This window comes from Micromonospora sp. NBC_00821, assembly GCF_036347035.1.
GTDB classification, from domain to species: domain Bacteria; phylum Actinomycetota; class Actinomycetes; order Mycobacteriales; family Micromonosporaceae; genus Micromonospora; species Micromonospora hortensis.
In genome coordinates this window covers 5420730-5442328 of sequence record NZ_CP108880.1, presented here as the reverse complement: position 1 = coordinate 5442328, position 21599 = coordinate 5420730, and the positions used below count along the sequence as shown (strand labels likewise).

Annotated in this window: 19 protein-coding genes and 1 pseudogene; 12 read left to right on the top strand and 8 right to left on the bottom strand. The window is 71.7% G+C overall.

The features are described from left to right. Positions 1–10 precede the first annotated feature (10 nt). Together OHB44_RS24695 and OHB44_RS24690 are read left to right on the top strand one after the other, a co-directional pair. Positions 11–184: pseudogene (locus OHB44_RS24695) on the top strand (GntR family transcriptional regulator); the annotation flags it as partial. Positions 185–450: 266 nt separating this feature from the next. Further along, positions 451–714 carry a DUF6244 family protein gene (locus tag OHB44_RS24690; RefSeq protein ID WP_030489032.1) on the top strand — a complete coding sequence of 88 codons (264 nt, stop codon included), beginning with the start codon at positions 451–453 and terminating at the stop codon, positions 712–714. Positions 715–906: 192 nt separating this feature from the next. On the opposite strand, the gene OHB44_RS24685 is transcribed toward OHB44_RS24690, so the two are convergent. The 4 genes from OHB44_RS24685 to OHB44_RS24670 form a co-directional block, all read right to left on the bottom strand. Further along, positions 907–1314 carry a hypothetical protein gene (locus tag OHB44_RS24685; protein ID WP_238686039.1) on the bottom strand — a complete coding sequence of 136 codons (408 nt, stop codon included), beginning with the start codon at positions 1312–1314 and terminating at the stop codon, positions 907–909. Positions 1315–1382: 68 nt separating this feature from the next. Further along, positions 1383–1850 carry a nitroreductase family deazaflavin-dependent oxidoreductase gene (locus tag OHB44_RS24680; protein WP_266304912.1) on the bottom strand — a complete coding sequence of 156 codons (468 nt, stop codon included), beginning with the start codon at positions 1848–1850 and terminating at the stop codon, positions 1383–1385. A 202-nt stretch (positions 1851–2052) separates the two neighbouring features. Further along, positions 2053–3039: an SEC-C metal-binding domain-containing protein gene (locus tag OHB44_RS24675; protein WP_266304913.1), complete on the bottom strand. Its 987-nt coding sequence runs from the start codon at positions 3037–3039 to the stop codon at positions 2053–2055. 105 nt (positions 3040–3144) lie between these two features. Then, entirely contained in the window at positions 3145–4611 is a 1467-nt protein-coding gene (locus OHB44_RS24670; protein ID WP_238686042.1) for an MFS transporter, read from the bottom strand. Between the two features lie 221 nt (positions 4612–4832). Between OHB44_RS24670 and OHB44_RS24665 the strand changes: the two genes are divergently transcribed. Then, positions 4833–5414, top strand: coding sequence for a TetR/AcrR family transcriptional regulator (locus OHB44_RS24665; protein ID WP_266304914.1), 582 nt, complete (start codon positions 4833–4835; stop codon positions 5412–5414). Positions 5415–5447: 33 nt separating this feature from the next. Here the strand turns inward: OHB44_RS24665 and OHB44_RS24660 are convergent, their stop codons facing one another. Then, the gene (locus OHB44_RS24660; RefSeq protein ID WP_330438418.1) at positions 5448–6806 is read right to left on the bottom strand and encodes a pentapeptide repeat-containing protein; all 1359 of its coding nucleotides are present in this window, start codon (positions 6804–6806) and stop codon (positions 5448–5450) included. Positions 6807–7010: 204 nt separating this feature from the next. Here OHB44_RS24660 and OHB44_RS24655 point away from each other — a divergent pair, with 204 nt between their 5' ends. The 3 genes from OHB44_RS24655 to OHB44_RS24645 all read left to right on the top strand — a co-directional run bounded on the left by OHB44_RS24655 (position 7011) and on the right by OHB44_RS24645 (position 10615). Beyond that, entirely contained in the window at positions 7011–7805 is a 795-nt protein-coding gene (locus tag OHB44_RS24655; RefSeq protein ID WP_330438417.1) for an esterase/lipase family protein, read from the top strand. Between the two features lie 174 nt (positions 7806–7979). Further along, positions 7980–10184 (top strand): M48 family metalloprotease, encoded by a 2205-nt coding sequence (locus tag OHB44_RS24650; RefSeq protein WP_330438416.1) that lies wholly within the window; start codon positions 7980–7982, stop codon positions 10182–10184. A 14-nt stretch (positions 10185–10198) separates the two neighbouring features. Beyond that, the gene (locus tag OHB44_RS24645; protein ID WP_330438415.1) at positions 10199–10615 is read left to right on the top strand and encodes an effector-associated constant component EACC1; all 417 of its coding nucleotides are present in this window, start codon (positions 10199–10201) and stop codon (positions 10613–10615) included. A 48-nt stretch (positions 10616–10663) separates the two neighbouring features. On the opposite strand, the gene OHB44_RS24640 is transcribed toward OHB44_RS24645, so the two are convergent. Next, the gene (locus tag OHB44_RS24640; protein ID WP_091407870.1) at positions 10664–11536 is read right to left on the bottom strand and encodes an aldo/keto reductase; all 873 of its coding nucleotides are present in this window, start codon (positions 11534–11536) and stop codon (positions 10664–10666) included. Positions 11537–11778: 242 nt separating this feature from the next. On the opposite strand from OHB44_RS24640, the gene OHB44_RS24635 reads away from it, so the two are divergent. From OHB44_RS24635 to OHB44_RS24620, 4 genes are all read left to right on the top strand, one after another. Next, on the top strand, positions 11779–12141 hold the full coding sequence (locus tag OHB44_RS24635) for a YciI family protein (RefSeq protein ID WP_091407872.1): 363 nt from the start codon (positions 11779–11781) through the stop codon (positions 12139–12141). Between the two features lie 132 nt (positions 12142–12273). After that, positions 12274–13656, top strand: coding sequence for an FAD-binding oxidoreductase (locus OHB44_RS24630; RefSeq protein WP_330438414.1), 1383 nt, complete (start codon positions 12274–12276; stop codon positions 13654–13656). A gap of 268 nt (positions 13657–13924) precedes the next feature. Continuing rightward, positions 13925–15373 carry a pyruvate kinase gene (gene pyk / locus OHB44_RS24625; RefSeq protein ID WP_210786217.1) on the top strand — a complete coding sequence of 483 codons (1449 nt, stop codon included), beginning with the start codon at positions 13925–13927 and terminating at the stop codon, positions 15371–15373. Continuing rightward, positions 15370–16254, top strand: a complete 885-nt coding sequence (locus OHB44_RS24620) for an acyl-CoA thioesterase (RefSeq protein WP_112582692.1) — start codon at positions 15370–15372, stop codon at positions 16252–16254. The genes pyk and OHB44_RS24620 overlap by 4 nt, the downstream gene beginning before the upstream one ends. Before the next feature lie 70 nt (positions 16255–16324). On the opposite strand, the gene OHB44_RS24615 is transcribed toward OHB44_RS24620, so the two are convergent. Continuing rightward, positions 16325–16993: a YceI family protein gene (locus OHB44_RS24615; protein WP_238686049.1), complete on the bottom strand. Its 669-nt coding sequence runs from the start codon at positions 16991–16993 to the stop codon at positions 16325–16327. Positions 16994–17284: 291 nt separating this feature from the next. Here OHB44_RS24615 and OHB44_RS24610 point away from each other — a divergent pair, with 291 nt between their 5' ends. Together OHB44_RS24610 and OHB44_RS24605 are read left to right on the top strand one after the other, a co-directional pair. Then, on the top strand, positions 17285–17749 hold the full coding sequence (locus OHB44_RS24610) for an RrF2 family transcriptional regulator (RefSeq protein WP_091407884.1): 465 nt from the start codon (positions 17285–17287) through the stop codon (positions 17747–17749). A gap of 566 nt (positions 17750–18315) precedes the next feature. Next, a complete protein-coding gene (locus OHB44_RS24605) occupies positions 18316–19302 on the top strand; it encodes a sulfite exporter TauE/SafE family protein (RefSeq protein ID WP_330441274.1) in 987 nt (328 codons plus the stop codon). Between the two features lie 671 nt (positions 19303–19973). On the opposite strand, the gene OHB44_RS24600 is transcribed toward OHB44_RS24605, so the two are convergent. After that, positions 19974–21413 (bottom strand): pyridoxal-dependent decarboxylase, encoded by a 1440-nt coding sequence (locus tag OHB44_RS24600; protein WP_330438413.1) that lies wholly within the window; start codon positions 21411–21413, stop codon positions 19974–19976. Positions 21414–21599: the final 186 nt, after the last annotated feature.

Genomic DNA, 21599 nt, shown 5'->3' with positions numbered 1-21599 from the left:
GGAATTCACGTCCGGCGAACTTGCGCCGGGCGACAAACTGCCGTCGACGTCTGAGCTGTGCCGTCAGCACGACGTCTCGGCCATCGTCGTTCGTCAGGCCATCAACGCGCTCAAGATCGAGGGCTTGGTCGAGGGCTTGGTCGAGGGCGTCGGTGGCGTCGGCGTGTTCGTCGCCGAGCGCTGAACCGCCCCGATTTCGTGGCGTCACTCCAAATCTTGGACAGTTTCCGTTACGAGCTGACGGAAACTGTCCAAGATCTCGATCGGCACGCGTCCCAGTCAGGGTTCAGGGAACAGAATCCGTCGAAGCCCCTGGCTGGGGTGACCACTGTCCATGAGGTGACCCGGGAGCGAGTGGATGGTCGCGCTGGGTGCGCCGATCTCGTACGCTCCCATGTGGTCTCCGCCGGTGCGGTGGCGGAGGCGATGGTGGACCACGGGGAGGTGCGCGTGAGCGCAGCACAGATCATCGCGAGGTTGGCGGCGGCGTCGCAGAAGCTGGACGAGGCGAAGGCCAAGACCGCAGCGGCAGCACAGGACGCGGCCGAGGCGCGGGCACTCGTCGCCGGTGCGCTGGAAGGCGTAGCCGCCGGTCCGCTGGTCGGCATGATCGACTCGTACCGTCAGGCGCTCGCACAGGCTTCCCAGGGTGGCGACCCCGCCAAGCAGCATGTGCAGGAGACGATCGCCAAGGTTCGAGCGCTGGGAAACTGACCACGGGTGGTTCAACTACCTGGACAAGGTGGAGGCAGCCATTGAGGCGGCGGGGTGACCGGCGTGCCTGCGCGGGTCACCTGCGACGGTGGCGAGCTGGACGGGGTGTTGACCAGCGAGGTCAAGGCGTACGGCGATGGCGGCGACCTTCCGGCCATCCGCTTTCCTGACTGGAGCCCTCGACTTGCCGGTTCAGCGGGTGATGCGGAACGTCTGTTCGAACCGCGGTCCGCCACAGCCCACGTCGCCGCACAGGTCGAAGCCTCCGCTGATCAGGGCCACACCGGGCTTGATGACGAGGCCGCCACCCTCCACCCACGCCCGCCCGGTCGCGATCTGCGGCTGGCCGGTGCAGTGGACAGGACCCCAACCGGAGGCGTACGCGACCCTGTCGCCCGACCGTTGCCGAATGATCAGCTCGACGCCACCGGACAGGCCGGATTGGCAGGTCACGGCGACGCTGACGTCCACGGCGACGCCGCGCGCGACCAGGGTCGCGGACGTGACCTCGCCGTCACTTGCCGCGCTGGCCGGGGTGGGCGCCAGCACCACGAACAGTGACAGCCCGAGTAGTGCGATGGTGGTGATGATGCGGCGCACGACGGTTCTCCTTGCCGGAGTGGGTGCTTACCTGGAGTCACCCTAGCCCTCTCCGGCAGTGACGGAGATCAATTGGCGGGAGATTCTTCCCGAGGCGTCTGCTCGATGACGACGACCGGGATCTCGCGGTCGGTCTCCTTCGCGTAGCGGGCGTACGTCGGGAAGACCTTCGTCATCACCGGCCACAGCCGGACGCGCTCCTCGCCGGTCGCGGTCCGGGCCCGGCCCGTGATCCGCTCCGCGCCGACCTGGATCTCCACCGCCGGGTCGGCGCTCAGGTTCAGGTACCAGGCGGGGTGCGTGGCCGCGCCGCCGTTGGACGCCACCAGCAGGTAGTTGTCGCCGTCGCGCCCGTACATCAGGGCCGTGCGGCGCAGCGTGCCCGATCGGCGTCCGCGGGTGGTGAGCAGCAGCGAGGGTACGCCGTGGAAGGTGCCCCCATCCGCGCCGTCGGTCCGCACGTAGCGCCGGATGTGGCTGGCGACCCAGCCGACCGGGCTGTCCTCGACCGTCTCGTTCTGCTCGTGTGTGGTCACACCATCGCCTCCATCGTCGAGCCCGGACGGTCGAACGGGGTGTCGATCATACGCGGGGCTTGTGCGGTGGCCGGCGCTCAAGAGGGTGCCGGCGGTCGTGGTGGAACGTGATGCCTGTGAGTCATCGTGATGACTCACAGGCATCAGGCTCTCCAGGGACATGGCCTCCCGGAACCGCAGGGACCGAACCGGCGGGGAAGGGTCAGCCGCGTGAGCGCGGCAGGCAGCACTTCTTGTACTTGGCGCCGGACCCGCACCAGCAGGTGTCGTTGCGGCCGGGCGGCCAGGCTGTCACGCCCGACTCGTCGAGGCTGTCGGCGTACTCGTCGAGGGTTTCCTCGCTGGTGGGGTCGCTGCCGGTGCGTTCGGCGAAGGCAGCCAGGTCGGCGACGGTGCCGACGACCACGCCCAGGTCGGCGCCGCCCATCCCGGAGGCGTCGACGAGGGCGCGTTCGATCTGGGCGCGGTGCTCGTCCCAGGTGGCGGGGTAGCTGTCGACGAGGGTGGGCCAGCGCAGCAGCAGCGCGGTGAACTCCGCTTGCGGCCAGAACAGCAGCGTCGCCGGGCCGTCGTCGAGGGCGTCGAGCGCGTGGGTGCTCGCGGCGCGCAGCCGGTCGGCGAGGGTGTCGTAATCGTCGTGGGGTAGGCCCATTTCCTCGCGCAGGTTGTGCCGCCGCTGGGCCAGGCCGTAGATCATGGCGGCGGCCTCGTCCTGGGCGTCCTCGGATTCGTGCTGTTGGGTCCGGGTCCGTTCCAGGATGGCGTCCAGTGCCCCGGTGAGCCATTCCAACGCCGTGTCGCTGCGGTCGGACTCGGCCAGTTCGTCGACCACGTACGTGGCCGCGGGGTCGGTCTCCAGCAGCGGACGCAGGGCGGTCAGCTCGGCCATGCCCTCGTCCGTCCGGTCGAGGCGCAGCAGCAGACCGCCGCGCACCGCTCGGGCGTACGCGTTGTCGTCCGGCTGCTCGGCGATGGCGCGGGTGGCGAGGGCGAGTGCGTCGGCCAGGTCGCCGGCCTGTTCCAGGATGTCCGCCGCGACCAGCAGGGCGTACCCGGTGTCGGCGGGATCCGCGACCCGCCCCTCGTCGACGGCGCCCACCAGTTCGGCGACGAGCGTGGCCGGGTCGGGGCTCTCGAAGCCGAGGGCGCCGATCTCTTCGATGCGGTCGGCGGTCAGCAACTCGGACATGGGCGCATCCTGAAAGACGACTGTCGGTGGGTGGGGGAGCGGCCAGCGTACTCCCGGACAGGCAGCAGCCCGGGCGGCGAACCGCCCGGGCTGCTGCACGTTGCCTCAGCGGGTCGCTGGCATGGTGGCGAACTCGCCGGCTAGCTCCGACTCGACGATCGTCGCGGCGGACGGCCGGCGACCGGCCGACGGCCGCCGGGCGGACGGGACGGCGAGGGCCGCGAGCGCGGCGGCCAGGGCGATCGCCGTGAGGACGAGAAACCCCATGGTGAAGCCGGCCTCCCGGGGCAGGCCGTTGGCCTGCGGGTGGGCGGTGATCACGCCGCTGACCACTGCCGCGCCGATCGCGCCGCCGATGGTGCGGATGTTGGCGTTCATACCGGTCGCCACGCCGGTCTGGCTGGCCGGCACGCTGGCGACGATCAGGTTGGCCATCGACGCGAAGGCCAGGCCGATGCCGAGGCCGACCAGGCCACCGGCGATGGCGACCTCCCAGCGGGTGTCGTGTGCGGTGGCGAGCATCGCGGAGGCGGCCACGTTGAAGGTGGCACCGGTGGCGAGCTGCGCCTTGGCGCTGAAGACGGCCTGGAGTCGCCCGGCGATGACCCCGGCGACGAACATCGCGCTGACCATCGGGAGCATGAGCAGTCCGGCCTGGCTGATGCTCGCGCCGAAGCCGTAACCGGCGGCGGTCGGGGTCTGCAGGAACTGCGGGAGGAACGCGTACATGGAGAACATCGACGCGCCGTAGAGCAGGGCGACCAGGTTGGTGGTCCAGACGCCGGGCAGGCGCATCATCCGCATGTCGATCAGCGGGTTGTTGGACCGCAGTTCGGTGACCAGCCAGCCGACCAGCAGCACCACTGCCAGTGCCAGCAGACCGAGCACCCGGGTGGAGGTCCAGCCCCAGGCGGCGCCCTGGCTGATCGGCAGCAGCAACGCGACAAGCCAGCCGGAGAGCAGCAGTGTGGCGCGCCAGTCGATGCGACCGGGTGTACGGACCGGCGACTCGGGCACGAACAGGTGCGCGGCCACGGCGGTCAGCCCGACCACGACCATCGGGATCCAGAACAGCCAGCGGTAGTCCAGCGTGCTGACGATCGGACCGGCCAGCACGATGCCCAGGCCACCGCCGACGGCGACGATCGCCGAGATGGCGGCCACGGCGGTGGAGACCCGTGCGGCCGGGAACTCGTCGCGGATGATGCCGAAGGACAGGGGGAAGACCGCTCCGCCGATGCCCTGCACGACCCGGGCGAGGATGAGGATGCCGATGTTCGGCGCGATGGCGGCCAGCAGGCAGCCGAGGGCGAGGGCGGCGAGCGAGACGACGAGCATCCGCTCCTTGCCGACCATGTCGCCGACGCGTCCGAGGATCGGCGTGAAGATCGACGCGCTGAGCAGGTAGGCGGTCAGGACCCAGGTCACTGTGTTCTGGGAGGTGTGCAGGTCCTGCTGGATGGTCGGCAGCACCGGGGTGATCAGCGACTGGAGCATCGCGAAGAACCCGGCGCCGGCCGCGAGCACGGTGAAGGTGAGCCGACGCGAGCTGCGTCGGGAGGTCACTGCCACGAGAGAAAGCTCCCTGATTACGTACGGGAATGAAGTCTTGTCGCCCGTCGTCTGCGACGGGGTGGTCTGTCGGGGTCCGGGCGATCGGGTGGCCAGGCGGCGATCGGGCGGGTCCCGAGGTAGAGTAACCGGAGGCAGGCCTCCGGGATTCCGGAGGGGTGCCTCCGCTAAGCTAGCGGAGGGCATCCTCCGGATGCAAGTAGAGTGAGGTGACGCACGTCATGACCAGTGCGGGGCAGGCGCCCGAGGTCTTCGCCCAGCGGCCCAAGCGGGCCGACGCGCGGCGTAACTACGACGCCCTGATCGCGGCGGCACGTGAGGCGTTCGCCGAGAACGGCGCCGCCGCCTCCCTGGAGGACGTGGCCCGCCGGGCCGGCGTGGGCATCGGCACGCTCTACCGCAACTTCCCGACCCGCCGGCACCTGTTCGAGGCCGTCTACGTCGAGGAGGTCCGAGCGCTGTGCCACTCCGCCGAGGGGCTGGCCGAGCTGCCACCCTGGGACGCGCTCGTCGCCTGGCTGCACCGCTTCGTCGCGTACGTCGCCACCAAGCGGGCGCTCGCCGAGCAACTGCTGCACGACTCCGAGATCTTCACCAGCTGCCGGGCGGAGATCTTCTCCGCCGGTGAGCCGCTGATGCGCCGCGCACAGGCCGCCGGGGTGGTCCGGAACGACATCGGCTTCGACGACGTGGTGCGGCTGATCAGTGGTCTCACCATGGCCCAGTTCCCGTCGCCCGAGCAGCGTGACAGGGTCCTCGGCGTGGCCCTGGACGGCCTGCGCCCGCCAGCCACGCCACGCTGACGGCCCAGCCCGCCACGCCACACTGACGACCGGTCAGCGGTCGACCAGCAGCAGCCACTCGTCGTCGAGGCGTTCCACTGTCGTGCCCGCCGGCCAGCGGTGACCACTGTCGGCCACCGCCCGGGCCTGCTCGACCTGAGGTGGCCGGCTGAACTGCGTGTCACGGAAGCTGGCCATGCTGTGGAACCGGGCCCGGCCGAAGTTCGCGGCGTCGACGAAGCGGGCCCTGTCGAACAGTGCCTCCGCGCCGAACACCGTCCAGCGGAACAGCGCCATGTTCGTGAAACGGACCGAGTGGAAGGTGGCCGACCGACCGAACTCGGTGTGCTCCATCGACAGGGCGCCGTCGAAGACGGCGTCCCGGAACGTGGCCGCGTCCTCGAAGCGGGTGGCGTCGAAGCTGGTCGGCTGGCCGAAGGTCACCCGGCAGAACGAGGTCGGGCCGGTGAAGCTGGCTCGCCGGCAGGACAGGCCGCCGACAAACGCGGCGTCATCGACGTTGATCTCACCGCCGACGCGAACGCCGTCGAGCATGACCTCGTCCTCGGCCAGGAACCCTTCGAAGACCACGTCACCGAAGGTCGCCGCCCCGAGCAGGAGACGCCCCCGCGCCGTCGCTCCCGCGAAGGTGGTCGTACCGGTGAACACCGCCTCGGTGAAGGTCGCGTCGACGAGCGTGCAGCCCGCGGCGTCGAAGTCGACGAGCGTGGCGCCGGCCAGGTCGAGCCTCAGCTCCGGCCAGTGCGCCGCGTCGTCCGCGCGCAGGTGCCGGGTGAGCACGCGCTGCGCGCTGCGTCGGACCTCCGTCTCGCGCGGCTCGCCGTTTGGCGCCGGCATCCGCAGGTACGCGCAGAGCACCGCCGCGATCGTCGGGCGCTGCCCCGGGTTGTCCTGACCGAGGCGCTCCAACGCGTGCAGGCCGCCGAGGCGTACCGCAGCGCTGTCGTTGCCGAGCAGTTCGACCGCCCGGGTGTACAGCTCGGTCAGTCGACGCTCCGCCGCGTCGTGCTCGGCGGCCCCGGACTGCCGGTCCTGGTGGCGCTGCGCGGCCTCGGCCACCGCCTCGGCGTGCGCCTGCACCCGGTCCCGGTGCACCTGGTCCCGTGCGGCGACGCTCTCCTGGTGCCGCTGCGCGCGTTCGGTGATCCACTGGCGGCGGGCAGCGAGTAGCAGCGCGAGCCCTCCTCCCGTGCCGGCGACGACGGTCAGGCCGGTGCGGATCGCGTCGATGCGCAGTGTGGCGCGGGTGTCGGGTTGGCTGGCCCGGTCGGCCTCGGTGAGCAGCAGGTCGAGCACCAGCCAGCCCAGGGCGATGGCGACCAGCAGGCCGACCAGGACCAGCCACCACGGCATCACCCGCAGCTCGCGCTCGGTGGGTTCGTCGACAGCCACGGCCACAGCATGCCAGTCGGCGTTGGGCGTCCGATATGGAGCGTGACGGTATGACCGTTTACGCCTCCGCCGGAACAACGGGTTACCGGCGCGTAACAAGTCATTGACGTTTCTGAATTGTTGCGGGGATGATCGTCGCACGGTCGACCGGACACCCCCACCCACCTGCCCGGTTCGCCGGGTGCCTCCCCCGGAGGTGCAGCGATGCTGCTCCGAAAGACCGCCCTCGTCCTGGCCCTCGCCACCGCCGCGCTGCTCGCGTCCACCGCCTCGGCGACCGCCGCCCCCGCCGATCCCGTCCCGGCCACCGCCGCCCCCACCACACCCTTCGCCGCCGCGGCGGCCAACCCCGTCATCGTGGTCGGCGGGCTCAGCGGCGTCGCCGTCGCCTATGAGCCGATCGCCGCCCGCCTGCGCGCCGACGGCTACCGCACCTTCATCTACCAGCTGCCCGGACTGGGCCTCGGTGACATCCCCACCTCGGCCCGCGCGTTCGCCGGCTACGTCAACCAGGTCCGCGCCAGCACCGGCGCGGCGAGCGTCGACGTCGTCGCCCACTCCGAAGGGGGCCTGGTCAGCCGCTACTACCTCAAGCGGCTCGGCGGCACCACCACCGTCGGCCGCTACGTCAGCCTGGGCACACCGCAGTACGGCACGTACGTCGCCAACATCGTGGCGTTCCTGGGTCTGGGCAGCTGCGCCGGCGTCGTGGCCTGCCAACAGATGACCATCGGCTCGGCGTTCCTCGCCGACCTCAACGCCGGCGACGACACCCCGGGCGCGGTGCGCTACACCACCATCCGCACCCTGCAGGACGAGTTGGTCCGGCCGACCGGAAACGCCGCCGTCAACGACGGCGCGACGAACGTGCTGATCCAGGCGTACTGCCCGCTGCGGGTGGTGGGGCACCTCGGTCTGGTGCTCGACGGCACGGCGTACACCATCGTGCGCGGCGCCCTGGTCGACGGCCCGGTGCGACCCAACTGCCTCGCGCTCTGATCCGCTCCGGTGCGGCGGCCTCGGAGGGGGCCGCCGCACCGGACCCGCGACGGTGAGTGTCGGGTGCGCGACGATCCCTCCAAACGGTGTGGCAGACATCAGATGTCCTCGATAGCCTGCTCCGGCTGTCCAATCCCGACAGTGGACGCCATCCTCCGAGAAGGAGCAGGTCTCATGGCCGAGCCGCCCGCAGTGCCGCCGGAGAACACCCCGCCGACCGTGCCGCAGCTCGACGTCCGGGCCGCCCAACCGCCGTCGGCCGACACGCCGCCGCCCACCGGCGGGTTCGCCGACCGCCCACCGGGCTACCCCAGCGCGCTGGTCTGGCTGCGTGCCGGGATCCTGCGGGACTGGCGCGGCGTGCTCGGCGCGTTCCTCGCCACCTGGTTCTACCTGCCCGTCGCGCTGCTCCTGGCGTTCTGGGGCGGCCTCACGTTCGGCATCGTCGGGCTCTTCGCCGTCGGGACCGGCGCCGACGACCAGGTGCCCCAGGTGCTGCGCGACGCCCCGCTCATCGGCTCCCTGGTCGAGGCGTTCCTGACCCGCTCCGGCGGGTTGCTCGGCGGCGTCGCCGGTTTCGCCATCGGCTTCCTGGTCGGCTTCCTCGCCGTGCTGGCCCTGCCCTGGATGGGCGTCGCCGACGAGCCCTTCGCGCTGCTCACCGGCCTGATCGGCACTGTCGCCGCAGCGGCGCTGATCGGGGTCCTGTACACGCTCTACCGGGTGCTGCTCGAACCCCGCCTGCTGGTGGTTTCGGGCGCGCGCCAGCCCAGCCGTCGCGAGTACGCGCGGCTGCGCCCCATCCTCGACGACTGCGCCCGACGGCTCGGCCTGCCCAGCGTGCCCCGGCTGCTCATGGAGGACGACCCGGTCCTGAGCAACGCCCGCACCTACGCCCGACACGTGGTGGTCACCACCGCCGTGCTGACCGAACCCGACGACGAGGTGGCCGCGCTGCTCAGCCACGAGCTGGTGCACTGGCGCACCGGCGACGAGATCACCAGCGCCTTCGTCCGCGGTGTCGGCCTGCCGCTGACCCTCGCGCACGCCCTGCCGACCTGGCTGATGCGGACGTTCCCGCACCCGGGCACCAACTTCGTGGTCTTCGTGTTCTTCTGGCCGGTGCTGCTCACCATGCGGTACGTGGTGCTGCCGCTGCACGCCCGTGACGTGCGGGCCGCCGAGTACCGGGCCGACCTCGGCGCCGTGCTCACCGGGCACGTCGACGGCCTGCGGCGCATCCTGGAACGGCGGCTGTCCTTCGAGACCGGGCGCAGCGGCTGGGACGAGGCGGTCTGCGCCACCCACCCGCCGCACGAGCTGCGGCTCGACGCGTTGGAGCGCGCGTCGCTGACCGGTGCGCCCGCCGGGGCGGGCCAGCCTGTGACAGTCGACGGGCTGTTCAACTCCGCCCGCCCGGTCGGCACCCGCCGCACCTGGCTGCTGGTCGGCGCCCTCACAGTGGTCGCCTGCCTCGGCACCAGCGGACTCGGCGTGGTGCAGTGGGCGTTCTTCCGGCCCCAGGCGGCGATCGACGGCTACTTCGATGCGCTCGGCGACCGGGACAGCGACGCCGCGCTCGGCTACCTGACCGACCAGGGCAGCGACGCCGACACCAGGCTGCTCGCTCAACTGCTGCGCGGCAAGGGCTACCAACCACCGACCGACGTCGAGATCAGCAAGCTGGAGCGCGACGGTGACAGCGCCACCGCCACTGTGGCGTACCGGCTGGGTGACGCGAGAGAGACCACCACCCTCACCCTGCGCCGCGAGGACGAGAGCACCGCCGGCCTGTTCCACGGCTGGCGGTTGAGCGGCGGTCCGACCCCGCTCAACGCCGCGATCGCCGACCCCGGGGTACGGCTCAACGGGGTGGAGCTGCCGGTCGCCACCGAGGGCGCCCCGCTGGTGCTGTTGCCCGGCGGCTACACCGCTACCGGCCCGTCCAGTGCGCTCAGTGAGACGCCGAGCACGACAATGCTGGTCGGCCCGGGGGAGACCGCCGCCGTCCTGCAACTGGCGCCGGTGCTCAAGCCGGCGGCGACCGAGGCCGTCGAGGCGCAGGTACGCGCCTGGTTGGACGAGTGCGCCAAGCAGGCCGTCGCCGCCCCGCCGGGTTGCCCGTTCCGCTACTACGGCGGCGCCACCCAGAAGATCACCTGGAAGATCCTGGAGTACCCGAAGCTCGCCGTCGAACTCACCGGCCCGGCCAGCGCCCAGGTCTCCACCCCGACCGAGACCCAGGGCAGGGTGGAGGCCAGTGGCACTACCACCTACTTCGGCGGCAGCTCACCGTTCAAGGACGACAACGCGTTCACCGTCACGGGCGTCGCCACCGCCGACGGGGACGACGTGTCGTTCCGACCCGCCGCCGACTGACCGGGAGACAGACAGTGACCGACAGCGACACCGCAGCCCGGCTGCCCGTCCGGCTGACCATCAACCCCCGGCAGCGGCAGCCCCCGTCGGTCGACCTGCTGACGTGGATCCACCGCCGCCCCGAGTACCGGCCGGGAGTCCGCCCGGCCGGCGGCGGCGGAGGCCGGCCGGGCTTCAGCGACGCGGTGATCATCGCGGTGCTGGCTCAGGGGTTGCTTCCGGGGCTGTTCAACCTGTTGCAGTCCTGGGTGGACCAGCAGCGCACCGAGGCCAGCATCCGGATCCAGACCGGGGACACCGAGGTGGAACTACAGGTCAGCGGGCGCACCGACTCCGCTCGCCTGCTGGCCCAGGCGACCGAGGCGCTACGCGCCGCCCGAGAGCCCGGTCCGGACGGCCCCCGGGAGCCCGGTCCGGACGCCGCCCCGTAGCCCGGTCCGGACGCCGCCGGCTGACCCGACGGCGTCCGGAGCGGCTGGTCAGCTCGCCTTGGCGAGCGCCTCGAACTCGTCGTCGGTGAGCCGCACGTCGGCCGCGCCCACGTTCTCCTCCAGGTGCGCCACCGAGGACGTGCCCGGGATCGGCAGCATCACCGGCGAGCGGCGCAGCAGCCAGGCCAGCGCAAGCTGCGCTGGCGACGCGCCGTGCGCGGTGGAGATGGCGTCTAGCGGGCCACCCGGGCGGGCCAGCTCACCGGTGGCGATCGGGAACCACGGGATGAACGCGAGGTCGTTACGCTCGCAGAACTCCAGCACGTCCTCGGCGCTGCGGTTGGCGAGGTTGTACAGGTTCTGCACCGACGCGATCGTGGTGATCGCCCGGGACTCCTCGATCTGCGCGACGCTCACCTCGGACAGCCCGATGTGCTGGATCTTGCCTTCCTCGCGCAGCAGGGCCAGCTCACCGAGCTGGTCGGCGAGCGGCACCTTCGGGTCGATCCGGTGCAGCTGGTACAGCGGGATGCTGTCCAGGCCGAGGTGACGCAGGCTCAGCTCGCACTGCTGGCGCAGGTACTCCGGGCGGCCCAGCGCACGCCAGTCGCCGGGGCCGGAGCGGCTCAGCCCGGCCTTGGTCGCGATCACCAGGTCATCGGCGTACGGGTGCAGCGCCTCCCGGATCAGCAACTCCGACACGAACGGCCCGTACGAGTCGGCGGTGTCGATGAACGTCACGCCCAGCTCGACCGCACGGCGCAGCACGCGAACCGCCTCGGCCGGGTCCTTCGGGTCACCCCAGACACCCGGGCCGGTGATCTGCATGGCCCCGTAGCCGAGCCGGTTGACTGTGACATCGCCACCGATCCGGTACGTGCCGGACGCCTTCGCGGGCTGCTCACTGATGTTTGTCGCCATTGCCCGATCCCCAATCGTCTCGTCGTGGCGGGCGTGGACAGCGCGGGCATGAAGAGCCCACCCGCCACCGATGGATCATCCCCCGGAACCTCGCCGCCATGCCGCCGGTCGGCCGACTGTGGGCGCTGACACGCCGTCAGCGCGCCGAACCGAGTTGCCGGGAAGCGCCCGGTACGACCGGGGTGTCCGTGCGACGCTGGCCGGAGCCGGTGCGTTCCGGCGCGACGGCGAAGGGAGCACCCATGGGAGTGCCGCAGGTCAACTTCGCGCTCGACACGTACGAGTGCATCGTGATCTATCCCGGCGCGGCCGGGCGGGCCCTGCCCGCGGAAACCGTGCAGCGGTTGCAGGCCGAGCACGCCGAACACATGCAGGCGTTGCAGCGACGCGGCATCGTCCTTGTCGCCGGCTCGGTGGACGGGCCGGCGCGCGAGCCGGATCCGCCGATCGGCTTCGGGCTGGCCCGTACCGGCAGCGTCGACGATGTCCGCAGCGTGCTGGAGGCCGACCCGGCGGTGCAGGCCGGGCTCTACCGGGTGGAGGTGCTGACCTTCCTGTGCCCGGCGGGTTCCCTGGAGTTCCCGCTGGTCAAGGCGGGCAGCTGAGCCGCGGCTCCATCGGTGGCTGTCGTGATGGTGACGGCGCTCGCCCGCCTGCCGGTGTTACGGTCGCGCCCAGCGCGGGCCGCCGCCGGGGCGTACCCGGTGTCGTGGGTCGGCCCCGGTCGAGGAGTCGCCATGATCTCCGCCGCCACCCCCGATGTCGCGTCGGCCGCCGCCCGACTGCGTGCCCTGCTCGGCGACCGGCTGCACGAGCCGGGCGACCCCGGTTACGCCACCACCACCCGGCTCTGGAACGGCGCTGTGGCGCGCACGCCCGCGCTGGTCGCCAGGTGCCAGGACGCCGACGAGGTGGCCGAGGCGGTCCGCATCGCCAACCGGTGCCACCTGCCCCTCTCGGTCCGCTCCGGAGGGCACGACTGGGCCGGCCGGGCGCTGCGCGACGGCGCTCTGGCGCTCGATCTGACCGGGCTGCGCTCCGTTCTGGTCGACCCGGACGCGGCAACGGTGACCATCGGCGGCGGCACCACGGCGGCCGATCTGCTCGCCGCCGCCCGCCCGTACGACCTGGTGGTCCCCACCGGCGTGGTCGGCGCCGTGGGGATGGCCGGGCTCACCCTCGCCGGCGGGTACGGCCCGCTGTGCGGCCGGTTCGGTCTGGCGCTGGACAGCCTGCTCGGCGCGGAGGTGGTTCTCGCCGACGGCCGCCGGGTCACCGCCGACGCCCGGCACGACGCCGAGCTGTACTGGGCGCTGCGTGGCGGCGGTGGCAACCTCGGCATCGTCACCGAGCTGCGCTTCCGCGCGCACCGGCTGCCCGGCGTGCTGGCCGGCATGATCATGTTCGCGCTCTCCGAGGCGCCGGCCGTGCTGCGCGGCTACGGCGCGCTGGTCGCCGAGGCGCCGGACGAGCTGACAGTGATGGCCGGCTTCCTGCCCGGCCCGGCCGGCGAGCCGGTGATCTTCGTCTGCCCGTTCTACAGCGGCTCCGACCTGCACGCCGGGGCGCCGTGGATCGACCGGCTGCGCGCGCTGGGCACCCCGCTGGTCGACCAGATCGGCCCGATGCCGTACGCGGACGCGCTGCGGATGTTCGACGGTGGGATGGTCGACGGCAACCACTACCTGCTGCGGACCCGGTGGTTGCCAGCGCTCACCGACGGCACGGTGGACACGCTCGTCGACGCGGCCCGGCAGGTCACCTCGCCGTTCTCCGCGCTGGCCGTGCACCACTTCCACGGCGCGGCCACCCGGGTCCGACCCGCCGACACGGCGTTCGGGCTGCGCACCGATCACCTGATGGCCGAGATCATCGCGGTGTGGGCGCCCGGCGACCAGGCCGGCCCGCACCGCGAGTGGGCCGAGCGGGCCTCGGCGGCGCTCGCCCCGCACGCCCTGCCCGGTGGTTACCCCAACCTGCTCGCCCCGGAGGAGACCGACCGGGTCCGACTCGCCTACGGCGCGAACTGGGCGCGGCTGCGCCACGCCAAGCGCCGCTACGACCCCCGCTACCTGCTGCACGCGGTGCCCACCCTGCCACCCCCGGAGCACCCGGAGTGAGCTGCCGCCCGCGGCCACGGAGCATCCGAAACGAGCCGCCGCCTGCCGCCCTCGGGGCACCCGGAGTGAGCCGCCGCCGGGAGCACCCCGACAGCGCACGCCAACAGAGGCGTACGATTCCCGGCGCGCGGTCGCTGATGCCCGTCGCCACAACGTTCCCGGTGCGGTTCCGCCCGCCGGCCCGACGCGCACCGCGCGTCGTTGGACACCTGTTCCACTGCCTGCAAGGGGTCGGCCCCGAGTCCGACCTGAAGGAGAGACTAGCCTGATGGGCGTGACACGCCGCGCGAAGATCGTCTGCACTCTTGGTCCCGCCACCTCGTCCCCGGAGCGCATCCGGGGTCTCGTCGAGGCCGGCATGAACGTGGCGAGGCTCAACTTCAGCCACGGCAGCCACGCCGACCACGAGGCGGTCTACCGACTGGTCCGGGAGGCGTCGGAGGCAACAGGTAAGCCGGTCGCCGTCCTCGCCGACCTGCAAGGCCCCAAGATCCGGCTCGGTCGGTTCGCCGACGGCCCGCACGAGTGGCGCACCGGTGACTCGGTCGTGATCACCGGCGACGACGTCATCGGCACCAAGGAGCGGGTCTCCTGCACCTATACGAAGCTGCCCCACGAGGTGAAGCCCGGCGACCGGCTGCTGATCGACGACGGTCGGGTCGCCGTCGAGGTCACCGACGTCACCGGCAACGACATCCGCTGCCTCGTCACCGAGGGCGGCCCGGTCTCCAACAACAAGGGCGTGTCGCTGCCCAACGTGGCGGTCAGCGTGCCCGCCATGTCGGACAAGGACGCCGAGGACCTGCGCTTCTCCCTGGGTCTCGGCGTCGACCTGGTCGCGCTCTCCTTCGTCCGCTCCGCCGAGGACATCAAGCTCGTCCACAACATCATGGCCGAGGAGGGTGTGTTCCGCCCGGTGCTCGCCAAGGTCGAGAAGCCGGAGGCGGTGGAGCACCTGGAGGCCATCGTGCTGGCCTTCGACGGCGTCATGGTCGCCCGCGGTGACCTCGGTGTCGAGATGCCGCTGGACGAGGTCCCGCTGGTGCAGAAGCGCGCCGTGCAGCTGTGCCGGGAGAACGCCAAGCCCGTCATCGTGGCCACCCAGATGCTCGACTCCATGATCGAGAACTCCCGCCCCACCCGGGCGGAGGCCTCCGACGTCGCCAACGCCGTGCTCGACGGCGCGGACGCGGTGATGCTCTCGGGCGAGACCAGCGTCGGCAAGTACCCGGTGCTCACCGTCAGCACCATGGCCAAGATCGTGACGACCACCGAGGCCGGATCCATCGGCGTGCCGCGCTTGCAGCACGACCCGCGTACCCACGGTGGCGCCCTCACCGTCGCCGCCTCGTCGATCGCCCGGGCCATCAACGCCAAGGCCCTCGTCGCCTTCTCGCAGACCGGCGACACCGTGCGACGGCTGTCCCGCCTGCACTGCGACCTGCCGCTGCTGGCCTTCACGCCGGTCCCCGAGGTGCGCGACCAGCTCGCCCTCACCTGGGGCGTGGAGACCTTCCTGATGCCGTTCGTGCAGCACACCGACGACATGTTCCGCCAGGTCGACCAGGCGCTGCTCGGCCTCGACCGGGCCAACCCCGGTGACTACGTGGTGATCGTGGCCGGTAGCCCGCCCGGCACCCCCGGCTCGACCAACACGCTGCGCGTACACCAGCTCGGCTCGCTGGTCGACGCCGCGTCGGCGCGGGCCCTGCAGTGAGCGACGGTCGGGTCGCGGTCGGCCAGGCGGCGGTGGACCAGCTGCTGGAAGTGCTGGACCTCGACCCGACCGGCGAGATGACCTTCCGGGGGATGAGCCCCCCGGTCGGTCCACAACGGGTGTACGGCGGCCAGGTCGCCGGTCAGGCCCTGGTCGCCGCCGGCCGCACCGTCGACCCGGAGCGGTTCGTGCACTCGCTGCACGGCTACTTCGTCCGCCCCGGCGACCCGGTCGAACCGATCGCGTACGAGGTGGAGAACATCCGCGACGGCCGGTCCTTCTCGGTCCGCCGCGCGGTCGCCCTCCAGCACGGCAAGCCGATCTTCTTCATGTCGGCGTCCTTCCAGCGGGCCGAGGAGGGGCTGGACCACCAGGCCCCGGCCCCGCTGGACGTACCCCCGCCGCAGGACGTGCCGACGATGACCGACCGGCTCTCCCGCTACCCGGAGCGGCTGGGCATCTGGGGCCAGATCCCGCGACCGATCGACGTGCGCTACGTGGGTGAGCCCGGCTGGGTCCGCCCCGGCGACCGGCCCGCCGACCCGCACCAGCGCGTCTGGATGCGTATCGACGGCAAACTGCCCGACGACCCCCTGCTGCACGCCTGCGCTCTCACCTACGCCTCGGACCTCACCCTGCTGGACTCGGTGCTCTCCGCGCACGGCGAGGTGTGGGGGCCGGGCGGGTTGGTCGGCGCGAGCCTGGACCACGCGCTGTGGTTCCACCGGCCGTTCCGGGCCGACGAGTGGTTCCTCTACGACTGCCTGAGCCCGTCGGCGTCCGGCGCGCGTGGGCTGGCCACCGGCCGGATGTTCACCACTGACGGCCAGCAGATCGCCAGCGCCGTCCAGGAGGGTCTGCTGCGCCGCGTCGGCGCCTGACGCTCCGGCTCGTCCCCGCCGAGTAGTCGTCGCTCGTCCCCGCCAGGCAGCTGGCGGGGATGACGTGGTTTCAGGCCTGGTAGATCGCTTCGCCCGCGATCTCGATCTGCACCGTCTTGCCGACCAGCACCCCGCCGCTCTCCAGGACGACATTCCAGAGCAGGCCGTAGTCCTCACGGTTCATCTCGGCCGTCGCGCTGAACCCGAAGATGTTCTGCCCGTACGGATCCTGGCGAGCACCACCAAAATTCACCTCCAGGTCGACGGCCCGGGTGATCCCCTTCACTGTCAACTCACCGGTGAGGACGAATCGTCCGGGAATACCGTCGGACTGCGGCGGAACAATGTGACTTCGGCCTCGTCCGCCCAACCGATGGTTGCGCAGACGTGCCCACTGGAATATGGGGTCCTCGTTGCCGTGCCATTTAATGCCGGTGCTTCGATATTCGAGGGTGGGGAAACGCTCCACGTCGAGGAAGTCGGCACTCTTCAGATGCGTGTCCCGGTCGACGCTCCCGGTGGTGATGCTGGCCGACCTGATGGTGGCCGTCACCGAGGAGAGCAACGGGTCCTCCGCCACGAAAATCTCCGCCGTGGCCTCGGCGAACTCGCCGCGCACCGGGCTCACCATCATGTGCCGGGACAGGAAACCGATCCGCTTGTGCGCCTGATCGAGAAGATAGGTGCCGGCCACCGGGATGGTCATGCCGTCCCAGGTACGTGTGGCGATATCGGTCATCGTGTTGCCTTCCCCCCGAGCGCGCCCGGGTGTTTATCAATATGTTGCTGGCGGCCGGGTAAACGGCCAGACATTCGTACTCACGCCCAGCATAGGGACGCTCCGGACCGGCATTTCGGCCGCCACCGTACGGTGGATCATGACGCACTTCACCGGTCCCCACCGGCGGCCGTTCATCGGTTCCGACCGGCGGTCCGGACGGGCGCCAGCGGCGCTACTTCCCATCGATGCGTGGCCGATCGGCCGAGGGTCGCCCGCCCGCCCGGTTGACCAGCGACTAACCTTGCCGACATGCGCCTCTCCGCTCGGGTCGACTATGCCCTCCGCGCGGCCGCCGAGCTTGCCGCGACGGCCAGCGGCCCCGGGCGCGGCCGGCCGGTGACGGCCGACCAGATCGCCCGCGCCCAGGAGATCCCGCCGAAGTTCCTGGAGAGCATCCTTCTTCAGCTGCGCCGAGGCGGCATCGTGCACGCCCAGCGTGGCCCGGAGGGCGGCTACTGGCTGGCCCGCCCCGCCGAGGAGATCTCCCTCGCCGAGGTCATCCGGGTGATCGACGGGCCCCTCGCCCACGTACGCGGGCAGCGCCCCGAGCAGCTCGGCTACCACGGCCCGGCGCACGCTCTTCAGGAGGTCTGGATCGCGCTACGGGCAAGCGAGCGGGAGATCCTGGAGCTGGTCAGCGTCGCCGACGTGGCCGCCGGCACCCTGCCCGCGCGGGTCACCGAGCTGGCCGCCGACCCGCGCGCCTGGATCTGAGTTTCAGCTCACCTCCCCGGCTCTACGTCACCTGGTCGCCGCCTGCTTCGCGTGGACCCGTACGCCGGCCAGGCTTCCGGCTTGGCGTCACCTGACCCTGCCTGCCTGCCTGCCTGCCTGCCTGCCGGCCGGTTCCCGGCCTGGCGTCATCTGGTCCCTGACCCCAGCGTCCCGGCTGGCTTTCGGCCTGGCATCGCCTGGCGGGTGGCCCTGCGTGCCGGCTGGCTTTCGGTCTCGCGTCACCTGGCCTCCGGCTCTGCGTGCCGGCTGGCTTTCGGCCTGGCATCGCCTGGCTGGTGGCGCTGCGTGCCGGCTGGCTTTCGGCCTGGCATCGCCCTGGCCTCCGGCTCTGCGTGCCCGCTGGGTTTCCGGCCTGACGTCGTCTCGTCCATGGCCCTGCGCGCCCGGGATTGCCGCCGCTCGGTTCCCGGCCTTGCGTCACCGGCCGCTGACCCGGCGCACCGCCCGGCCGCGTCCCATCCACCGATCGGGGGCTTGACCCCGGCTGCCCCATCCCGCATTGTCGACCAAGTCGATAGGAGATGCCGAAAAGTCTGGGGGCGCTCGTGCGCAAGCTGTTGGTCCTCGCTCTGGTCGGGCTCGTCGCGCAACTGATCGATGGTTCGCTCGGCATGGCATACGGCTTGACCTCGTCCACATTGCTGCTGGTCGCCGGGGTCGCCCCGGCCGCAGCCTCGGCCTCGGTGCACCTGGCCGAGATCGGCACCACGCTCGCCGCCGGGTTCGCGCACTGGCGGTTCGGCAACGTCGACTGGCGGGTGGTGACCCGCATCGCCCTCCCCGGCGCTATCGGCGCCTTCGCCGGCGCCACACTGCTCAGCTCGATCTCCACCGAGGCCGCCGCACCATGGATGGCCGGCATTCTCTTCACGCTCGGCGCGTACCTCCTGATCCGCTTCGCCCGACCACTGCGCACCGACCGGGTCGGCGGACGGCTCCGCGGCCGTTTCCTCGGCCCCCTGGGCCTGGTCGCCGGCTTCGTCGACGCGACCGGCGGCGGCGGATGGGGCCCGGTGGCCACCCCCGCGCTGCTGGTCTCCGGCCGCATGGAACCCCGCAAGGTGATCGGCTCGGTGGACACCGCCGAGTTCGTCGTGGCCGGCGCGGCCAGCATCGGCTTCCTGATCGGGCTGGGCTCGGAGGGATTCCTGCTCCCCACCGTCGCCGCACTGCTCATCGGCGGCCTCATCGCCGCCCCACTGGCCGCCTGGCTGGTGCGAATCGTGCCTGCCCAACTGCTCGGCGCGGCAGTCGGCGGCGTGATCGTGCTGACCAACGCCCGCACCCTGATCCGCTCCGCCGAACTGGACGGTCCGACCCGCCCCGCCCTGTACGCCCTGCTCGCCGTCGGCTGGCTGGCCGCCCTGGTGTTGGCCGTACGCGCCCTACGCCGTACCCGCCGTGCCCGTGCCGACGCCGCCACCGCCGCTCTCGCCACCGCTGCCGGGACACCCGCCGAGGCCCCCGACGCCGCATCCGCCGGCGAGGTCCCGGCCGATCTGGCCGCAACGGGTACGCCCACCCCACGCTGACCCCTCGTCAGGCCCACCCACCCGCCGATGCCCGGCCAAACGTCGCCATCGCCGAGCTTGAGTCACCAAGATCGCGCAACATCCCGGATGTAGTGGCTTCCCGGCGTTCCGTGGCCACTACATCCTGGTTCGAGCGTGATCTTGATGGCGGCGGGCGTCGTTCACTCCGCGCCTCGCCCCGCCCTGCCGTGTCCCGGGCCTGCCGTGTCCCGGGCCTGCCGTGTCCCGGGCCTGCCGTGTCCCGGGCCTGCCGTGTCCGGGCCCGCAGTGTCCGGGCCTGCCGTGGGCGGGCCCGCAGTGTCCGGGCCTGTCGTGTCCGGGCCTGTCGTGTCCGGGCCCGCCGTGTCCCGCGTCCCCTGGTGCCTCGCGCCGTGCCCACCGCGGTCAAGGTCGCGCAACATCCCGGATGTAGTGGCATCGCGGCCCGTCGTGGCCACTACATCGTGGATAGAGCGTGACCTTGGCGGTGGTGGGCGCCCTGAACCCTGTCCCGGTCGGTCGGGCCTGGTGTTCGTCGTCGAGATCCGCGCAACATCAGGGATGGTGCTGTCTCTCGCGCGTCGGAGCCAGCAACATCCGGGAAGTTGCGCAGATCTTGCCGCGGGGCGCGGGGCGCGGGCCGCGGGGCGCGGGGGTGCGGGGCGCGGGGGAGTGGGCGGGGCTACGGCGGGTTAGGGGGTAGGCAGAGTGTTGGCTGCCTCGGAGAGCAGGGTCCAGGCTTCGTCGATGTGCGCTTCGGTGGTCTGGGGTGAACCGACCGCCAGCCGCAGCGTGTAGCGGTCGGTGACCCGGGTGTGCGTGAGGTGCACCCGCCCGGTGGCGTTCACCGAGGCCAGCAATGCGGCGTTGGTGTCGTCGTCGGCGCGCAGTCGGAAGCAGACCAGTGAGAACGGGTGCGCCGCGGCCAACTCGAACCGGTCGTCGGCGCGGACCCGCTCGGCGAACCGTTCGGCAAGCGCCACCCCGGAGCGGATGTGCGCCCGTAGCCCTTCGGCGCCGTACCAGCGCAGCACGAACCACAGCTTGAGGGACCGGAACCGCCGGCCCAGCGGCACCTGCCAGTCCCGGTAGTCGATCACGGCGCCGGATTCGGAGGCCGCGTTGCGCAGGAACTCCGGCAGTACGGTCAGCGCCTCGATCAGTTCGGCCCGGTCGGCCACCCAGAACGCGTCGCAGTCGAAGCCGGTGAGTAGCCACTTGTGCGGGTCGAAGCAGTAGGAATCGGCGTACTCCAGGCCGGCGTGCGTCCACCGCAGCTCGGGGCAGACGGCGGCGGAGCCCGCGTACGCGGCGTCCACGTGCAGCCAGATCCCGTACTCGGCGCAGATGGCCCCGATCTCCGGCAGCGGGTCGACGGCGGTGGTGGAGGTGGTGCCGATGGTCGCCACCACGAGGGCCGGCACGTCACCGGCGGCCAGGTCGGCTTCGATGGCGGCGCGCAGCGCGCCCGGCAGCATCGCCTGGGTGTCCGGGTCCACATCGATCGCCCGGATTCCGTCGCTGCCCAGCCCGGCGATCCGTACGGCCTTCTCGATGGACGAGTGCCCGTGGATGGAGGTGTAGGCGCGGTAGCGCCGGTCGATGCCGGTGTGCCGCCAGCGGCCGCCGCTGGCCCGGTGCAGTGCGGTCAGGGTGGCCACCAGCGTCGCGGAGGAGGCCGAGTCCTGGATGACCCCACCGCCGGCGCCGGTGGAGCGGAATCGCTGTGGCAGGTCCATCAGGTGGGCCAGCCAGTCCATCATCACCGTCTCCAGCTCGGTGCAGGCCGGGCTGGAGGCCCAGAGCATGCCCTGGACGCCGAGCCCGGAGCTGACCAGGTCGCCGAGCACGCTCGGGCCGGAGGTGTTGCCGGGGAAGTAGCCGAAGAAGCCCGGGTGCTGCCAGTGGGTCAGCCCCGGTACGACGATCGAGTCGAGGTCGGCGAGGATCGCCTCGACCGGTTCGCCGCCGGTGGTGGGCGGCTCGGTGGGCAGGGCGGCGGCCACCGTGCCCGGAGGGTCGGCCGGGGCGACCGGTCGTTGCTCCACTGTCGCCCAGTAGTCGGCGATCCAGTCGACGACGGCGTGGCCGGCTCGACGAAACTCGTCAGGGTCCATGTGGTGAGCGCTCACCCGGACGAGTTGATCAGGCATTGATCGCGAGGGCAAGACCGGAAAGATCAGCAAGCGTCGATGTTGCGGGGCGGAAAGCGCTTGCCTTACGATGCGCGGTGAGTCGGATCCGTGAGTTCCAGGGCGTTTCACCCCGATCAGATCGCCGTCCGCCGCCGTCGCGGTGGGTGCGGTCCACTGTGCTTC

Excerpts from the sequence above, each read along its gene's own strand:
- OHB44_RS24610 (WP_091407884.1), top strand. The coding sequence starts at position 17,285 with ATGCGCCTCTCCGCTCGGGTCGACTATGCCCTCCGCGCGGCCGCCGAG.
- OHB44_RS24650 (WP_330438416.1), top strand. The coding sequence starts at position 7,980 with ATGGCCGAGCCGCCCGCAGTGCCGCCGGAGAACACCCCGCCGACCGTG.
- OHB44_RS24635 (WP_091407872.1), top strand. The coding sequence starts at position 11,779 with ATGGGAGTGCCGCAGGTCAACTTCGCGCTCGACACGTACGAGTGCATC.
- OHB44_RS24630 (WP_330438414.1), top strand. The coding sequence starts at position 12,274 with ATGATCTCCGCCGCCACCCCCGATGTCGCGTCGGCCGCCGCCCGACTG.
- OHB44_RS24615 (WP_238686049.1), bottom strand. The coding sequence starts at position 16,993 with ATGACCGATATCGCCACACGTACCTGGGACGGCATGACCATCCCGGTG.
- pyk (WP_210786217.1), top strand. The coding sequence starts at position 13,925 with ATGGGCGTGACACGCCGCGCGAAGATCGTCTGCACTCTTGGTCCCGCC.
- OHB44_RS24675 (WP_266304913.1), bottom strand. The coding sequence starts at position 3,039 with ATGTCCGAGTTGCTGACCGCCGACCGCATCGAAGAGATCGGCGCCCTC.
- OHB44_RS24665 (WP_266304914.1), top strand. The coding sequence starts at position 4,833 with ATGACCAGTGCGGGGCAGGCGCCCGAGGTCTTCGCCCAGCGGCCCAAG.
- OHB44_RS24640 (WP_091407870.1), bottom strand. The coding sequence starts at position 11,536 with ATGGCGACAAACATCAGTGAGCAGCCCGCGAAGGCGTCCGGCACGTAC.
- OHB44_RS24655 (WP_330438417.1), top strand. The coding sequence starts at position 7,011 with ATGCTGCTCCGAAAGACCGCCCTCGTCCTGGCCCTCGCCACCGCCGCG.